This window comes from Amycolatopsis rifamycinica (assembly GCF_000695625.1).
GTDB classification, from domain to species: domain Bacteria; phylum Actinomycetota; class Actinomycetes; order Mycobacteriales; family Pseudonocardiaceae; genus Amycolatopsis; species Amycolatopsis rifamycinica.
In genome coordinates, this window is record NZ_JMQI01000050.1 from 77,716 (window position 1) to 92,164 (window position 14,449).

15 protein-coding genes are annotated in these 14,449 nt (G+C 72.5%); 9 read left to right on the forward strand and 6 right to left on the reverse strand.

Annotated features, from left to right (window positions below):
* The first annotated feature begins 150 nt into the window (after positions 1-150).
* Positions 151-981, forward strand: a complete 831-nt coding sequence (locus DV20_RS23665) for an inositol monophosphatase family protein (protein WP_043783858.1) — start codon at positions 151-153, stop codon at positions 979-981.
* A 30-nt stretch (positions 982-1,011) separates the two neighbouring features.
* Positions 1,012-1,569 (forward strand): GNAT family N-acetyltransferase, encoded by a 558-nt coding sequence (locus DV20_RS23670; protein ID WP_043783860.1) that lies wholly within the window; start codon positions 1,012-1,014, stop codon positions 1,567-1,569.
* Between the two features lie 204 nt (positions 1,570-1,773).
* Here DV20_RS23670 and DV20_RS23675 read toward each other — a convergent pair whose 3' ends face one another.
* The 3 genes from DV20_RS23675 to menD all read right to left on the reverse strand — a co-directional run bounded on the left by DV20_RS23675 (position 1,774) and on the right by menD (position 5,561).
* Entirely contained in the window at positions 1,774-2,214 is a 441-nt protein-coding gene (locus DV20_RS23675) for a DUF3592 domain-containing protein (RefSeq protein WP_043783862.1), read from the reverse strand.
* Between the two features lie 22 nt (positions 2,215-2,236).
* Positions 2,237-3,763: a M1 family metallopeptidase gene (locus DV20_RS23680; protein WP_043783864.1), complete on the reverse strand. Its 1,527-nt coding sequence runs from the start codon at positions 3,761-3,763 to the stop codon at positions 2,237-2,239.
* 121 nt (positions 3,764-3,884) lie between these two features.
* Positions 3,885-5,561 (reverse strand): 2-succinyl-5-enolpyruvyl-6-hydroxy-3-cyclohexene-1-carboxylic-acid synthase, encoded by a 1,677-nt coding sequence (gene menD / locus DV20_RS23685; RefSeq protein ID WP_043783970.1) that lies wholly within the window; start codon positions 5,559-5,561, stop codon positions 3,885-3,887.
* 57 nt (positions 5,562-5,618) lie between these two features.
* Between menD and DV20_RS23690 the strand changes: the two genes are divergently transcribed.
* The 5 genes from DV20_RS23690 (at position 5,619) to DV20_RS23705 (ending at position 11,774) form a co-directional block, all read left to right on the forward strand.
* Positions 5,619-6,542 carry a 1,4-dihydroxy-2-naphthoyl-CoA synthase gene (locus DV20_RS23690; protein WP_043783865.1) on the forward strand — a complete coding sequence of 308 codons (924 nt, stop codon included), beginning with the start codon at positions 5,619-5,621 and terminating at the stop codon, positions 6,540-6,542.
* 1 nt (position 6,543) lies between these two features.
* On the forward strand, positions 6,544-7,668 hold the full coding sequence (menE, locus tag DV20_RS23695; protein ID WP_200876492.1) for an o-succinylbenzoate--CoA ligase: 1,125 nt from the start codon (positions 6,544-6,546) through the stop codon (positions 7,666-7,668).
* 51 nt (positions 7,669-7,719) lie between these two features.
* Positions 7,720-7,863, forward strand: coding sequence for a hypothetical protein (locus DV20_RS45925; RefSeq protein ID WP_167344395.1), 144 nt, complete (start codon positions 7,720-7,722; stop codon positions 7,861-7,863).
* 186 nt (positions 7,864-8,049) lie between these two features.
* The gene (locus DV20_RS23700; RefSeq protein ID WP_043783866.1) at positions 8,050-10,878 is read left to right on the forward strand and encodes an AfsR/SARP family transcriptional regulator; all 2,829 of its coding nucleotides are present in this window, start codon (positions 8,050-8,052) and stop codon (positions 10,876-10,878) included.
* 23 nt (positions 10,879-10,901) lie between these two features.
* Complete coding sequence (locus DV20_RS23705; RefSeq protein WP_043783867.1) at positions 10,902-11,774, forward strand: 1,4-dihydroxy-2-naphthoate polyprenyltransferase; 873 nt, start codon at positions 10,902-10,904, stop codon at positions 11,772-11,774.
* Here DV20_RS23705 and cds1 read toward each other — a convergent pair.
* Genes cds1 through DV20_RS23720 form a run of 3 tightly spaced genes read right to left on the reverse strand, consistent with a single transcriptional unit; the run spans position 11,771 to position 13,622 of the window.
* Positions 11,771-12,850, reverse strand: coding sequence for an L-cysteine desulfhydrase Cds1 (gene cds1 / locus DV20_RS23710; protein WP_043783868.1), 1,080 nt, complete (start codon positions 12,848-12,850; stop codon positions 11,771-11,773). The two genes, DV20_RS23705 and cds1, sit on opposite strands and share 4 nt — an antisense overlap.
* Positions 12,847-13,137 (reverse strand): DUF4229 domain-containing protein, encoded by a 291-nt coding sequence (locus tag DV20_RS23715; protein WP_043783870.1) that lies wholly within the window; start codon positions 13,135-13,137, stop codon positions 12,847-12,849. The genes cds1 and DV20_RS23715 overlap by 4 nt, the downstream gene beginning before the upstream one ends.
* An 11-nt stretch (positions 13,138-13,148) precedes the next feature.
* On the reverse strand, positions 13,149-13,622 hold the full coding sequence (locus DV20_RS23720; protein WP_043783872.1) for an Lrp/AsnC family transcriptional regulator: 474 nt from the start codon (positions 13,620-13,622) through the stop codon (positions 13,149-13,151).
* A 277-nt stretch (positions 13,623-13,899) separates the two neighbouring features.
* Here DV20_RS23720 and DV20_RS23725 point away from each other — a divergent pair, with 277 nt between their 5' ends.
* Together DV20_RS23725 and DV20_RS23730 are read left to right on the forward strand one after the other, a co-directional pair.
* A complete protein-coding gene (locus tag DV20_RS23725) occupies positions 13,900-14,112 on the forward strand; it encodes a BldC family transcriptional regulator (RefSeq protein ID WP_003081896.1) in 213 nt (70 codons plus the stop codon).
* A 144-nt stretch (positions 14,113-14,256) separates the two neighbouring features.
* The gene (locus DV20_RS23730) at positions 14,257-14,442 is read left to right on the forward strand and encodes a hypothetical protein (RefSeq protein WP_043783873.1); all 186 of its coding nucleotides are present in this window, start codon (positions 14,257-14,259) and stop codon (positions 14,440-14,442) included.
* Positions 14,443-14,449 lie beyond the last annotated feature (7 nt).

The window sequence follows — 14,449 nt, forward strand, 5'->3', positions numbered from 1 at the left end:
GGTGACTATGGCGACTCGCACGTCTTGGACGATCGCACCCGATCCTGGCGCTGGTGTGACGTGTGAGCCAACGGTGCCGGAACAGATCGGCTACGACATGTCATCTCAAGGTCGCGTGCCGGAAACCCGGGTGACCCAGACTAAGCAGGCATGACCCTCTTGTCCTCACGGCCGCCGCGGCCCGTCGAGCCCGGCCTGCTGTCGAGGGCGCTCGAAGTGGCCGGGCGGCTGGCCAACGACGCCACCGACGTGATCACCGCGACCGCCGGCCGCGGCGCCCACCCGTCCACGCTGGACTCGCCGTTCGACTGGGTCACCGACACCGACCGGATCCTGGAGCGGCACACGCGGCGCGTGCTGACGGCGGAGTTCCCGGGCATCCCGGTGGTCGGCCACGAGTTCGGCGCCGACCACGGCGCGGACGTCGCGGAGTACCGCTGGGTGGTCGACTCGGTGGACGGCACGGCGAACTACGTGGCGGGGGTCCCGTGGTGCGCGTACAGCCTGGCGCTGGTGGACGCGGCGGGCCCGGTGGTCGGGGTGGTGGCGGACCCGTACCGCGCGCAGATCTACGCCGCGGCGCGCGGCCGGGGAGCCCGCGCGAACGGCAAGCCGATCCAGCTGACGGACCGCTGCGTGACGGCGGGAGCGCTGGTGTGCACGGAGCTGGCCCGCACGGGCCCGTGGCCGGGCATGGGCGGCTTCATCGAGCGCGCGGCGGCGGCCCACGCGGGGGTACGGGTGCTCGGGTCGGCGGCGCTGTCGATCGCCCAGGTGGCACTGGGTCACGCCGCGGCGGCGGTGCTGCACAGCTACCACGAGTGGGACGTGGCGGGCTCGGTGGCGATGGCCATCGAGGCGGGCGCGGTGGTGCTGGACAAGCACGGCGAGGACACGGCCCTGCCGACGGACGGCCTGCTGGTGGCGGCCCCGGGGGTGGCGGACGAGGTGCTCGGCTGGTGGCAGGAGACGGCGGGCTAATCCAGTTGCGGGCGCGGTGAAGATCGAGGCATGCCGGCCCTGCACACCCCACGGCTCAGGCTCGAGCCGCTGAGCGACGACCACCTGGAGCTGGAGTACGAGCTGGACTCCGACCCGGCGGTGATGCGCTACCTGACCGGCCGGGCTTCGACCCGCGAGGAGGTCTCCCGGGCGCACGCCCGCCGGATGGCCACCGCGCCCGGGTTCGGCTTCTGGATGGGCTTCGCGGGCGAGAACTTCGTCGGCTGGTGGCTCCTGCGGCCGCCGCACGGGCCGGACCAGCCGGAGGTCGAAGGCGAGGCGGAGCTGGGGTACCGGCTGCTGCGCCGCCACTGGCGGCAGGGATACGCCCGGGAAGGCTCGCTGGAGCTGATCCGGTACGGCTTCGAGGAGCTGGGCCTGAACCGGATCTTCGCCCAGACGATGGCGGTCAACACTCCTTCCCGCGCGACGATGGCCTCCGCCGGGTTGACGTTCGCGAGGGCGTTCACCTCGGCCGCGGAGTACGACGACCCGATCGAGGGGGCGGAGGAGGGCGAGGTCGAGTACGAGATCACGCGGCGCCGCTGGCTCGAGGTGGTGGGCTGAGTTGTCCACATCGGGTCCGGCTGTCCACAGATTCGCCGCGTCACCCGTTTGTGAAGCCACCCGCCGATAGACTGGAACAGGGCACGCCCCCCAGGGTGTGGCGGGGGAGCTCTTCGGGCGGTCGGCCGCCCCGGCGGTCAGCCGCCCCCGGCGATCAACCTGTCCCGGCGATCAACCTGCCCCGGCGGTCGACTGCCCCGGCGGTCAGCGGGCAGGGGCCGGAACTCGCTTGTTCTGCCGCCGGATCCACCACAACGCCGGGCCGGCCACCAGCCAGGTGAAGACCACGAAACTCCCCAGCGGCAGCACCGTCAGCGCCGCCGAGCGGCCGGCCACCCGGGCCAGCTCCGGGTCGGACGCGTCGTACTCGATGCGGACCAGCTGACCGGCCGCCAGGCCGTCCGGGTACAGCACCCCGTTCGCCGGGCTGTGGACGATCCCGTCCGGGGTCTCGAAGTGGATGATCGTCCGGTCGAACGCCACCGAATCCACCGTGGCCGTTGCCGTGCCGAGCTGGGCCGAGATCGCTCCGTCGTTGCGGATCGCCGCGAACAGGAGGCACACGCACATCACCGTGAGGAGCGAGGCGACGCCGAGGGTGGTCCACCACCCGACGCGCCTCGCCCGCTCACCTTTCGTGCTCACGCCGCGAGCGTAGCGGTCTTGCTCAGCCCGCGTGTTCGGCGGCGAGGAACCGGTGGTTCGCCTGGATCTGGTCGTACGAGCGCGGCTTCACCGAAGCCGGAGCCGGGGCCGCGGCGGCCCGGAAAGCGGCGACCGAACCGTTCGGGCCCACCGCCGGCTTGCCCGCCGTGTACAGCCATGTCTGGAACAGGTCGTGCAGCGGCTTGCCCGAGATCTTCTCCGCCAGCGCGATGAACTCCAGGATCCGGCCGTCCTTGCCCGCCTTCTGCGCGTGCCAGGTCTGCAGGATCTTGAAGAACGCCTCGTCGCCGACGGCGGTCCGCAGCGCCTGCAGGGTCAGCGCTCCGCGGTCGTACACCGCGTTGTCGAACTGGTTGTCCGCGCCCGGGTCGGCCGGGACGAGCTTCCACAGGTCGGCGTCGGCCGCGTTGGAGTCGTAGGTGTACTGCGCCAGCTCCGCGACCGTGCCCTCGCCCTCGTGCTCCGACCACAGCCACTCCGCGTAGGACGCGAAGCCCTCGTTCAGCCAGATGTCGCTCCAGCGCCCCAGCGAGACGCTGTCGCCGTACCACTGGTGGGCGTTCTCGTGCGCGATCAGCGTCGTGTTCGAGCCGGCGCGGAAGTTGCGGGCGCCGTACGTCGGGCGGGTCTGGTTCTCCAGGGAGAAGCCGATGCCGCTGGTCACGACGCCGCCTTCGGCCTCGAACGGGTACGGGCCGAACTGGGTCCCGAGGAACTCGTTGATCTCCGCCGTCCGCTCGACGCTGGCCTTCGCCGCGTACAGCGAGTCGCCGAGGTCGGCGCCGTAGGCGTTGATGTACGGCTTGCCGTCGGGCGTGGTCGACTCGACGACTTCGTACTTGCCGACGATGAACGACGTCAGGTACGTGGCCTGCGGTTTCGTGCTGCGCCACTGCCAGCGGGTCCAGCCGGCGCGCTGCTTCGTCTTGCGGACGAGGGTGCCGTTGGAGATGGCCGCGTCGCCGTCCGGCGCCTCGATCGAGACGTCGTAGGTCGCCTTGTCGGTCGGGTGGTCGTTGGCCGGGAACCACCACGCCGAGCTCTGCGGCTCGTCGATGCCGAGCGCGCCGAAGGAGCCCTTCTTCCACGCGTTGAGCCCGTCCACCGTCGCGGTCGACGGCGTGTCCGCGTAGGCGACGACGACCGTCGCCGTCTGGCCCTTGAGCAGCGGCTGCGCCGGCGTGATGACGAACTCGCCGTTGCCGGTCTGGTTCGTGAACTGCGCCGGCCGGTTGTTCACCCGCACGCTGGAGGCCTTCAGCGCGAAGTCCAGGTCGAACCGCGAGAGGTCCTGCGTGGCGGTGAGCAGCAGCGTCGTCGTGCCCGACAGGAGGTCGGTCGCGGGCTGGTAGGTGAGCCGGATGTCGTAGTGCAGCACGTCCGTGCCGCCGTTGCCGGCGTTCGGGTAGTACGGGTCGCCGACGCCGGGGGCGCCGGGCGCGGGCGCCGCGCTCGCGGTGCCGGCGAGCAGCACCGAGACGACGCCGGCCGCGAGCGCACCGAGACCGGTGCGCGTTCTTGCACGCATTCGAAATCCTCCAAAGGAGTGAGGAAGCAGCGCGCTCGAACGTAGCCAGCCAGGAACCACCCAGGAACAGCCGAAGGGAGGTTTCTTGCCTTTTGGGAATCCACCCGGAAAGCGGTTGACGTCAGCTCGCCGAGACGGCCGCCGACACCGCCGCCCGCAGGCGGGCGTGCAGGTCCCGGTGCCGTGACCGGTCCACCCGCACCTCGACGACCCGCAGCCCCGGCGCCGGTTCCAGGGCCGCCCGGAACTCCGTCAGCGTCTCCGCGACGACGTGCGGGACGCGGTAGCCGGCACACAGGGCCCCCAGGTCGGCGCCGTGCGGGGTGCCGAAGACGCGCTCGAAACTGGCCGAGTGCTCCGGTGCCCCCTGCTCCAGCAGGGAGAAGATGCCGCCGCCGTCGTCGTTGAGCACGACGATCGTGAGGTCGGGCCGCTGCTCGGCGGGGCCGGTCAGCAGCCCCGACGCGTCGTGCAGGAACGTCAGGTCACCCAGCAGCGCGTACGACGGCCCGCGGTGGACGTACGCGGCGCCGATGGCCGTCGAGACCGTGCCGTCGATGCCCGCGACGCCGCGGTTGCGGTGCACCAGGACGTCCGGGCGCAGCCGTCCGGCCAGCGCGACGTCCCGAGTCGGGTTGGACGAGCCCACGACCAGCAGCGAGTCCGGCGGCAGCACGTCCACCAGTTCGGTCGCCACCCGCAGGCCGCTGGGCCACGGCTCGTCGGCCAGCGTCGAAGCCACCGCGGCCGCGGCCGCGGCGTCGGCCCGGCGCCAGCTCGCCAGCCACTCCGGGTCGGCGGGCTTGGTCGGCTCGTCGAACCACTGCCCGACCTGCCGGACGTTGTGCGCGGGCGCCGGCCAGTCCGAGTCCGGGCGCACCAGCAGCACCTCGACCGAGGCGTCCGAGAGCACCTTCTGGATCTGCCGGAACACCGTCGGCCGGCCCAGGCAGAGCACCTGCTCCGGCCGGTGCCTGCTGATGAACTCCTCGACGGCCAGCAGCCACACGCCGGAGGAGATCGCCGTCCCGCCCGACAGCCCGAGCCCGCCGGTCTCCGAGATCACCGGCCAGCCGTGCTGCTCGGCCCACTCGCTGGCCGCCTGGACGCCGGTGTCGCACGCGATGACCAGGCCGTGCCGCGCCGAGGGCACCACGAACGACGGCAGCGCGCCGAAGTCCGGCAGCTCGGTCCAGCGCGAACCGTCGGCGCGGCCGTCGAGCGATTCGTACCACTCGCCGTCGTCGTCCAGGTCCGGGACGAGCGGCTCGCGGAACGGGATGTTCAGGTGCACCGGCCCGCAGCGCCACTCGCCGTAGGCGGCGTTCCACACCCGGCAGATCTGGCTGCGCCAGTACGAGTTCTGCCCGGCCCGCCGCTCGGCGACGGCCAGCTCGTCGAAGTAGCGGATGGCGTCGCCGTAGAGCCGGTGCTGGTCGATGACCTGCGACGCCCCCGCGGCCCGCAGCTCGGGCGGCCGGTCGGCGGTCATCACGATCAGCGGGACGCCGGCCCGGTCGGCCTCCAGGACCGCCGGGTGGAAGTTCGCGGCCGCGGTGCCGGACGTGCAGAGCACGGCCACCGGGCGGCCGGTGCGCGCGGCGATGCCGAGGGCGAGGAAGGCGGCGCCGCGCTCGTCGATGCGGACGTGCAGCCGCAGCTTCCCCGCGGCCGCCGCGTCGTACAGGGCGATCGACAGCGGCGCGTTGCGGGAGCCCGGGCAGAGGACGACGTGCGAAACGGTGTTGCGGACGAGTTCGTCGACGATGACCCTGGCCTGCGCGGTGGATGGGTTCACCGGCACGCCCCTGGTACACCCAGCTGGTTCATGTCCACACGTCCTATCCTCGCAAACGTGGATGACGCCCGAGTTTCCGAGCTGTTCGATCCGGCCGCGTGGACCGAGGTCGAAGGTTTCGCCTTCACCGACATCACTTACCACCGCTCCGCTGAGAGCCGCGGCGGCAAGCGCGTCGTGCGGATCGCGTTCGACCGTCCCGAGGTCCGCAACGCCTTCCGGCCGCACACCGTCGACGAGCTCTACCGGGCGCTCGACCACGCCCGGATGAGCTCGGACGTCGGCTGCGTCCTGCTCACCGGGAACGGCCCCTCGCCGAAGGACGGCGGGTGGGCGTTTTGTTCCGGTGGTGACCAGCGTATTCGCGGACGGTCCGGGTATCAGTACGCGAGCGGGGAGACCTCCGACACGGTGGACCCGGCGCGGGCCGGCCGGCTGCACATCCTCGAGTGCCAGCGGCTCATCCGGTTCATGCCGAAACCGGTGATCGCGGTGGTGGCGGGCTGGGCCGCGGGCGGCGGGCACTCCCTGCACGTGGTGTGCGATCTCACCCTCGCCTCGGCCGAGCACGCGAAGTTCAAGCAGACCGACGCCGACGTCGGCTCGTTCGACGGCGGCTACGGCTCGGCCTACCTGGCGAAGATGGTCGGGCAGAAGTTCGCCCGCGAGATCTTCTTCCTCGGCCGCGAGTACTCCGCCGAGCAGATGCACCGGATGGGCGCGGTCAACGCCGTCGTCCCGCACGCCGACCTGGAAACGGAGGCGCTGACCTGGGCGTGGGAGATCACGCGCAAGTCGCCGACGGCGCAGCGGATGCTCAAGTACGCGTTCAACCTCACCGACGACGGCTTGGTCGGCCAGCAGCTGTTCGCCGGCGAAACCACCCGGTTGGCCTACATGCAGGACGAGGCCGTCGAAGGCCGTGACGCCTTCCTCGAGAAGCGCGACCCCGACTTCAAGGACGTCCCCTATTACTACTGAGCTGCTCCCGGTCCACCTCGACGGCTCGCCCGGCGCCCTCGACGCGCTGACCAGAGCCGTCGCGGACGCGCTGGGCGGCGGCCCGGCGGTGCTGCCGTTCACCGACCCCGCGCTGCGTGACGCGATGGCGCCGGACGAACCCGCCGAGCCGGGCACGGCCGTGGTCATCGCCACCTCGGGCTCGACCGGCGCGCCCAAGGGCGTGCTGCTGTCGGCCCGCGCGCTGACCGCGTCCGCCGAGGCCACGCACGCCCGGCTCGGCGGGCCGGGCCACTGGCTCCTGGCGACGCCGGCGCACTACATCGGCGGGCTGCAGGTACTCGTCCGGTCGCTGCTGGCCGGGACGACCCCGGCCCTGCTGACCGGCGCCGGCTTCCGCCCGGACGACTTCGCGGCCGCGGCGGCCCGGCTCAAGGGCAGCCCGCGGTACACGGCGCTGGTGCCGACCCAGCTGGTCCGCCTGCTGGACGACGGCGGCGCGGGGCTGGCCGCGGCGAAGGCGTTCGACGCGATCGTGGTCGGCGCGGCGGCGACGTCGCCGTCCCTGCGCGAGCGCGCCGCGGACGCCGGGGTGCGGATCGTGCCGGCGTACGGGATGAGCGAGACGGCCAGCGGCTGCGTCTACGACGGCTTCCCGCTCGACGGCGTCCGGGTGGACGTCGACGGCGACCGCATCCGGATCGCCGGGGACGTCCTCGCCCACGGCTACCGCCGCCGTCCCGACCTCACCGCGGAGTCGTTCTCGGGTGGCTGGTTCACGACGTCCGACCGTGGCGTTCGCCACGGCGACGGCCGCGTCGAGGTCCTCGGCCGGGCCGACGACATGATCAACACCGGCGGCGTGAAGGTGTCGGCGACCGCGATCGAGCGCTGCCTCTGCGCGCAGCCGGGGGTGCGTGACGCGTGCGTCGTGGGCGTGCCGGACCCCGAGTGGGGCGAGGCCGTGGTCGCGCTGGTCGTCCCGGAAGGTGAGCACGGAGACCTGCGCGCGGCCGTTCGCGCGGAACTGGGCGCGGCGGCGACCCCCAAGCGCTTCGAATTCGGCCCCGAGCTGCCGTTGCGCGGACCGGGCAAGGTCGACCGGGCGGCGGTGAAGGCCCGGCTCGCCCCGCGTTCGACCGGCTGAATGGCGGCACTTCCTTGACATTCACGGGGCGCGGCCGCTTGGCTACTCACCATGACGCGCTGGATTCGCACTGCTCTCGTCGGTACCGCGGTCGCGCTGGGGATCCTCCTTCCCGCAGGCACGGCGCTGGCCGACGGCCCCTTCGCGGACCCCAACAGCGGCCAGCTCGTCTGGCAGCTGCCGACCACGAACTGACCCGGGAGAACCGGGACCGCGCCGCCCCCTCGGCGGCATGGGCCCGGCCCCGCTCCCGCGACCGCTCACGCGGTGTGTTCACGACTGTGCCGTGCGCATCGTGACAAAACCTTGCAGCCCGCTTGAACGAGCTGGTCGAATGCGGTGCCGGCTCGGCACGGGCCCGGCTGCGGGGAGGGTGCAGGGGTGGAGTTCCGGTTGCTGGGCACGATCGAAGCCCGCCAGGACGGCAGGCGGGTGGACCTCGGGCCGGTCCGGCAGCGGTCCGTGCTGGCGGCCCTGCTCGCCGACGCGAACCGGATGGTGCCGGTCGACCAGCTGATCGACCGCGTGTGGGCGGAGAGCCCGCCGTTGCGGGCGCGCGACACGCTGTACAGCTACCTGTCCCGGCTGCGTGGCGTGCTGGCGGGCGGCGGGCTGGAGATCGAGCGGCTCGGCGGCGGCTACCTCCTGCGCGTCGACCCGGACGCGGTGGACCTGCACCGGTTCCGCCGGCTTGTGGCCGAGGCACGCGAGGCCGGAGACAACGAGGCCGCCGCCGTCCTCTTCGACCGGGCCCGCGCGCTCTGGCGCGGGGAAGCGCTGGCCGACGTCGGCACCGAGTGGGCCGACGAGCTGCGCCGTGACCTGCGGGCGGAAAAGTGGGCGGCGGAGCTCGACCACACCGATGTGCGCCTGCGCCAGGGCCGGCACGCCGAACTGGCGGCGGAGCTGACGGCGTGGACCCGCGAGCACCCCTTGAACGAGCGGCTCGCGGGTCAGCTCGTGCTGGCGCTGTACCGCTGCGGCCGCCAGGCCGATGCCCTCGACCACTACGAGCAGCTGCGGCGAAGGCTCGTCCGGGAGCTGGGGACCGATCCCAGCCCGCCGCTGCGGGAGCTGCACCAGCGGGTCCTCCGCGGCGACCCGGACCTGATCGCGGCGCCGGCAGGCACTCCGGCCGGCGCCGACGCGGTGCCGCACCACTTTCCCGCGGCACCGCCGTCGTTCATCGGCCGCGCCGACGAGCTCGCCGCGCTCACCGCCGCGTCCCGCCCCGAGGCGGACGTGAGCCGCGTGGTGCAGATTTCCGCACTGGCCGGCGCCGGCGGGGTCGGCAAGACCTGGCTGGTCCTGCACTGGGCACACGCGCACCGCGAGCGGTTCCCGGACGGCAGGCTGTTCGCCGACCTGCACGGGTTCTCCCCGGCCGGTGCGCCGCTCGATCCGTCCGTCGTGGTGCGCGGGTTCCTCGGCGCGCTGGGCGTCGCCCCGAGCCGCATCCCGCCCGATCAGGACGCCCAGGTCGCGTTGTACCGGAAGCTCGTCGACGGCAAGCGGATGCTGGTCGTGCTGGACAACGCGGCGAACGCCGGCCAAGTGGTCCCGCTGCTGCCGGGCAGCCCGGCCTGCACGACCATCGTCACCAGCCGGCGGCACCTCGCCCCGCTGATCACGCGCTACGGTGCGCGTCACCTGCAGCTCGACATCCTCAGCCACACCGAAGCCCGCGCCCTGCTGGCCGAACGCCTCGGCGAGCCCCGGATCGCCGCCGAGCCCGCCGCGGCCGAAGCGCTGATCAGCCTGTGCGGGCGCTACCCACTGGCGCTGGCCATCATGAGCCGGCACGCCCAGACCCGGCCCCACATCCCGCTCGCCGAGTTCGCCGCCGAGCTGCGCGACCTCGGCCTCGACGCGCTGGACCACGAAGATCCCACCGTCAGCCTGCCGACGGTCCTGTCGTGGTCCCTGCGGGCCCTCACCGGCGAACAGCGCGCCTTGTTCGCCCTGCTCGGCATCGCGCCCGGAGCGGACATCGGGCTGCCCGCCGTGGCCGCGCTCGCCGGCTCGCCCCCGCGGCGGACCGCCAAGGTGCTGAGCATGCTGGAGGAGGCCTCGCTGCTGACCCGCCGCGCCGGTGGCCGGTACGCGATGCACGACCTCATCCGCGACTACGCCGCGGCCACCGCCGACCGGGACCTCCCGCGCGAAGAGCGTGAATCCGCGCTGCGCCGGGTGATCGACCACTACACCCACACCGCGCACGCCGCCGACCACCGGGTGGATCCGCACCGCAAGGTCGTCCCGCTCCCGGCCCCGGCACCCGGCGCCGAACCCGGCTCGCCGGCCGACGACTCGGGCGCCATGGCGTGGTTCGACGGCGAGCACGCCAACCTCCTGGCCGCCCAGCGCACCGCCGCGGCACTCGGGTGGCACGACGCGGTGTGGCACCTGGCGTGGGGCCTGCACACCTTCCAGAACCGGCGCGGGCTGCTCCACGACCGGCTCGCGGTGTGGCAGGCCGCACTGGACGCTGCCGCGCACCTGCCCGACCCGGCCGCGGGCATCCGGGCGCACCGGCTGCTCGGCGACGTCTTCCTCTACTGCCGGCGGCACGACGAGGCGGTCAAGCACCTCCACGAGGCCATCACCCTCGCCGAACAGCACGAAGACGCCACGGAAGAGAGCCTGGCCCACCACAGTCTTTCGTGGGCTTGGCAGCTGCGTGGCGACGACCACCGGGCACTCGCGCACGCCTCCCGCGCGCTGGAGCTGTTCCGCGTACTGGGCCAGCGGGTCTGGGAGGCGCGCGAGCTCAACCAGGTGGGCTGGTTCGCCGCCCGGACCGGCGACTTCGAGACCGCGCGCGGCCACTGCACGGCCGCACTGGCCCTGCACCGGGAGCACGGCGATTCCCACGCCGAGGCGGACACCCTGGACAGCCTCGGCTACATCGAGTTCCACACCGGCCACCACTCCTCGGCGATCCGGCGCTACCGGGCGGCGCTCGCCCTCTACCGCGACCGCGGCAACACCTTCCAGGTGGCCGACACCCTCGACCGCCTCGGCGAGCCGCACGCCGCTCTCGGCCACCACGACGACGCCCGCACGGTGTGGCGAGAAGCACTCGAGATGTACCGGCAGCAGGACCGGGCCCACGACGCCGGCCGCGTCCAGCGGCAGCTCGACGCCCTGGACGGCGACCGGTCACCGGGAGCGGTCCGGGAAGCGTCCGGGTTCCCGTCCCCCGGCTGATCACCATGGCGTTGAATGGCGCCATGGCGAGCTTGAGCGAGTGGATCGAAGGGGCCCGGCCGCGGACGCTGCCCAACGCGGTGGCGCCGGTGGTGGCGGGCGTCGGCGCGGCGATCGCGCTGGACGCGTTCTCCTGGTGGCGTTCGGTGCTGGCGCTGCTGGTGTCCCTCTCGCTGATCGTCGGCGTCAACTACGCCAACGACTACTCCGACGGCATCCGCGGCACGGACGAAAACCGCGTCGGCCCGCTCCGGCTGGTCGGCTCCAAGGTCGCCGCCCCCAAGGCCGTGCTGACCGCCGCGCTGGTCTCCCTGGGCCTCGCCGGGGTGCTGGGACTGGTCCTGGTGGCCGTCAGCGGCCACTGGTGGCTGCTCGCGATGGGCGCGCTGTGCATCCTCGGCGCGTGGTTCTACACCGGCGGCAAGAAGCCCTACGGCTACTACGGCTTCGGCGAGATCGCCGTGTTCGTGTTCTTCGGCCTGGCCGGCGTGCTGGGCACGGTGTACGTCCAGGCGGGCCGGGTCAGCTGGGCGGCGCTGGCGTGCGCGGTCGCGGTCGGCTGCTTCTCGACGGCGGTCCTGACGGCCAACAACCTGCGTGACATTCCGACGGACATCGAGTCCGGCAAGCGCACCCTGGCCACCCGCCTGGGCGACCAGGGCACCCGGCGGCTCTACCTGGCCCTGATCGCGGTGCCGTACGTGCTCAGCGGAGTCCTGCAGTTCACCACGCACTCGCTTGCCGCGCTCACGGTGCTGAGCGTCGCCCTGCTGCCCCAGTCGGTCAGGGCGATCCTCCAGGACGCGACCGGTCGCGCCCTCATCCCGGCGCTGCGGGACACCGGGCTCGCGATGCTCGCCTGGGCCGCGCTGGCCGCGTTCGGCCTCAACCTTTAGAGCGCCGGGAACTTCCCGGTGGCCAGGAACTCCTCGAACAACGCCGTGTGCGGCGCGAGGTCCAGGTCCTGCTGGGCCAGCCACTCGTCGTTGTAGTACGTGTGCGCGTACCGCTCGCCGCCGTCGCACAGCAGGGTGACGACGCTGCCCGCCTGGCCGTCCTCGACCATCCGGGAGATGAGCCGGAAGGCGCCGTAGAGGTTGGTGCCCGTCGAGCCGCCCGCCCAGTGCCCGGTGCGCTCGCGCAGCAGCCGGATGGCCGCCAGGGACCCGGCGTCGGGGATCTGGAACATCTCGTCGATGACGCCCGGGACGAACGACGGCTCGCAGCGCGGCCGCCCGATGCCCTCGATCCGGGACGGCATGCCGGTGCCGTAGTCCAGCGCGCCGGTCTCCCAGGCGCCGTAGAACGACGAGTTCTCCGGGTCGACGACGCAGATCTTCGTCGTGTGGCGCTTGTAGCGGACGTACCGGCCGAAGGTCGCGCTGGTGCCGCCCGTGCCCGCGCCGACGACGATCCACTTCGGGATCGGGTGGCGCTCCGCGCGCATCTGCGCGAACACCGACTCGGCGATGTTGTTGTTCCCGCGCCAGTCCGTCGCGCGCTCGGCGTAGGTGAACTGGTCGAGGTAGTGCCCGCCGCACTCGGCCGCGAGCCGCTCCGCCTCGGGGTACATCGCCGGGGCCTCGTCGACGAAGTGGCACTCGCCGCCGTAGAACTCGATGAGCGCGACCTTCTCCTTCGACGTGCGCCGCGGCACGACGGTGATGAAGCGCAGCCCCAGCATCCGGGCGAAGTAGGCCTCGGACACCGCGGTGGACCCGCTGGAGGCCTCGACGAGCACGGTGTCCGGCCCGATCTGGCCGTTGACCAGCCCGTAGAGGAACAGCGACCGAGCCAGCCGGTGCTTCAGCGAGCCGGTCGGGTGGACCGACTCGTCCTTGAGGTACAGGTCGATGCCCCACTCCGGGGGCAGCGGGAAGACGTGCAGGTGCGTGTCGGCGCTGCGGTTGGCGTCGGCCTCGATGATCCGGACGGCCTCGCGGACCCAGCTGCGGTTGTGCGGGCGGCTCACTCGGACTGCCCGGCGGCCGTGTCACCACGCAGCTGCGCGCGCAGCTGCGCCCGGGCGCGGGCGCGCTTCTCGTTGCGCTTCGCCAGGCCGGCGGTCACGCGGGCGTTGAGCGGGCGGAACAGCAGCAGGCCGAGCGGCAGCCCGACGACCAGGCCGATCACCAGGCCGACCAGCAGGGGCACGCCGGCCAGCGAAAGCGCCCACGCGATCACCCCGACCAGCACGAACCGCGCCAGCAGGTACAGCGTCAGGTCACGGGGCAGGTGGTCGGCCTTCACGTCGCTCACATCAACGCAGGCTACGCCCCGCCCGGCCGGTCCTTCTGCAGGCCCGCGTTGTTCGGGCGGCCCTCGAACCGCGTCGAGAGCACGACGGTGGTGTTCGTCCGCCCGACGCCGGGGATGCGGCGCAACCGGCCGAGCGTGCGTTCCAGCTCGTCGACGGTCGGCACCCGCACCTTGATGACGAAGGCCTCGTCGCCCGCCACCGCGTAGCAGCTCTCGACCTCGTCGAGTTCGGCGAGCGCGTCGGCGACGTCGTCCTCCGTGGCGGTGTCGGTCGGGTGGATGCTGACGAGGGCGGTGACGCCGAGGCCGACGGAACTGGGGTCGACGACCGCGTGGTAGCCGGTGATCACGCCGGCGGCTTCCAGCTTGCCCACGCGTTCGTGCACCGACGACGCGGACAGCCCGACGGCTCGTCCGAGATCGGCGTAAGTGGCCCGTCCGTTGATGCGCAACGCTGCGATGATCTTCCGGTCCAACTGATCCACGGCATCACTCTATGCGGTTGGACAATCCCCCATTGGCACCACGCCCGGCCGCCGTCGGCCACCGGAGCGCCGTCTCCGCACGTCAGGTCACCGGAGGGTAGTTGCATAGCGTGAACAAACTGTCCGTTTTGACCTTTAAGGGCTCTTTACTCGCGGACAACCGTTCGAGTACCCGACGGGTGAAGTGCAACGATTGCCTCGTTGGCTACCCCGGCGCGACGGGCAGAAGGGCCCGGACGCCTCCGGTATAGCAGTGAGTTCGTTAAGGAGGCGGAAAATGACCGCGACGATGGGCGGACGCCTGCTCACCCCTGGCGAGGTGGCGGCGCTGTTCCGAGTGGACCCCAAGACGGTGACGCGGTGGGCGACCGCGGGCCGGATCGGCTCGATCCGGACCCCGGGCGGGCACCGGCGGTTCCGGGAGTCCGAGGTGAACGAGCTCCTCGCCGAGCTGACCACCGACGCCAGCGAACCGGCGCGCAACGCCTGAACCATCCGGACGTCAGGGCCGTGTCGGGTACGGGAACACCCCGTCCCCGGCACGGCCTTCGTGCTTTCCCGGCCCGCTTCAGGCCCACCACACGGCCGGAGAGGTTAACCTCGGGGGACAGGCAGCCATACGGAAGGATCCGGCATGCTCGCTCTGCTCGCGGCGGTCGGCGCGCTGGTCGTCGCCCTGCTCCTGTGGCGGTCGTTCGCCGGTCAGCGGATCGGGGTGCCCTCGGCTCCGCGCCGCGCGCCCCTCGCGCCCGACGACGACCCCGACTTCCTGCGCCAGCTGGCCGAACAGCAGCGCAAACGCCGGGACGAAGACCTCTAGGCCCCTT

What these genes read in the sequence shown, in the direction of transcription:
- DV20_RS45925 (WP_167344395.1), top strand. Translation starts at nt 7,720, where the DNA reads ATGACGCGCTGGATTCGCACTGCTCTCGTCGGTACCGCGGTCGCGCTG.
- DV20_RS23730 (WP_043783873.1), top strand. Translation starts at nt 14,257, where the DNA reads ATGCTCGCTCTGCTCGCGGCGGTCGGCGCGCTGGTCGTCGCCCTGCTC.
- DV20_RS23670 (WP_043783860.1), top strand. Translation starts at nt 1,012, where the DNA reads ATGCCGGCCCTGCACACCCCACGGCTCAGGCTCGAGCCGCTGAGCGAC.
- DV20_RS23705 (WP_043783867.1), top strand. Translation starts at nt 10,902, where the DNA reads ATGGCGAGCTTGAGCGAGTGGATCGAAGGGGCCCGGCCGCGGACGCTG.
- DV20_RS23665 (WP_043783858.1), top strand. Translation starts at nt 151, where the DNA reads ATGACCCTCTTGTCCTCACGGCCGCCGCGGCCCGTCGAGCCCGGCCTG.
- DV20_RS23725 (WP_003081896.1), top strand. Translation starts at nt 13,900, where the DNA reads ATGACCGCGACGATGGGCGGACGCCTGCTCACCCCTGGCGAGGTGGCG.
- DV20_RS23680 (WP_043783864.1), bottom strand. Translation starts at nt 3,763, where the DNA reads ATGCGTGCAAGAACGCGCACCGGTCTCGGTGCGCTCGCGGCCGGCGTC.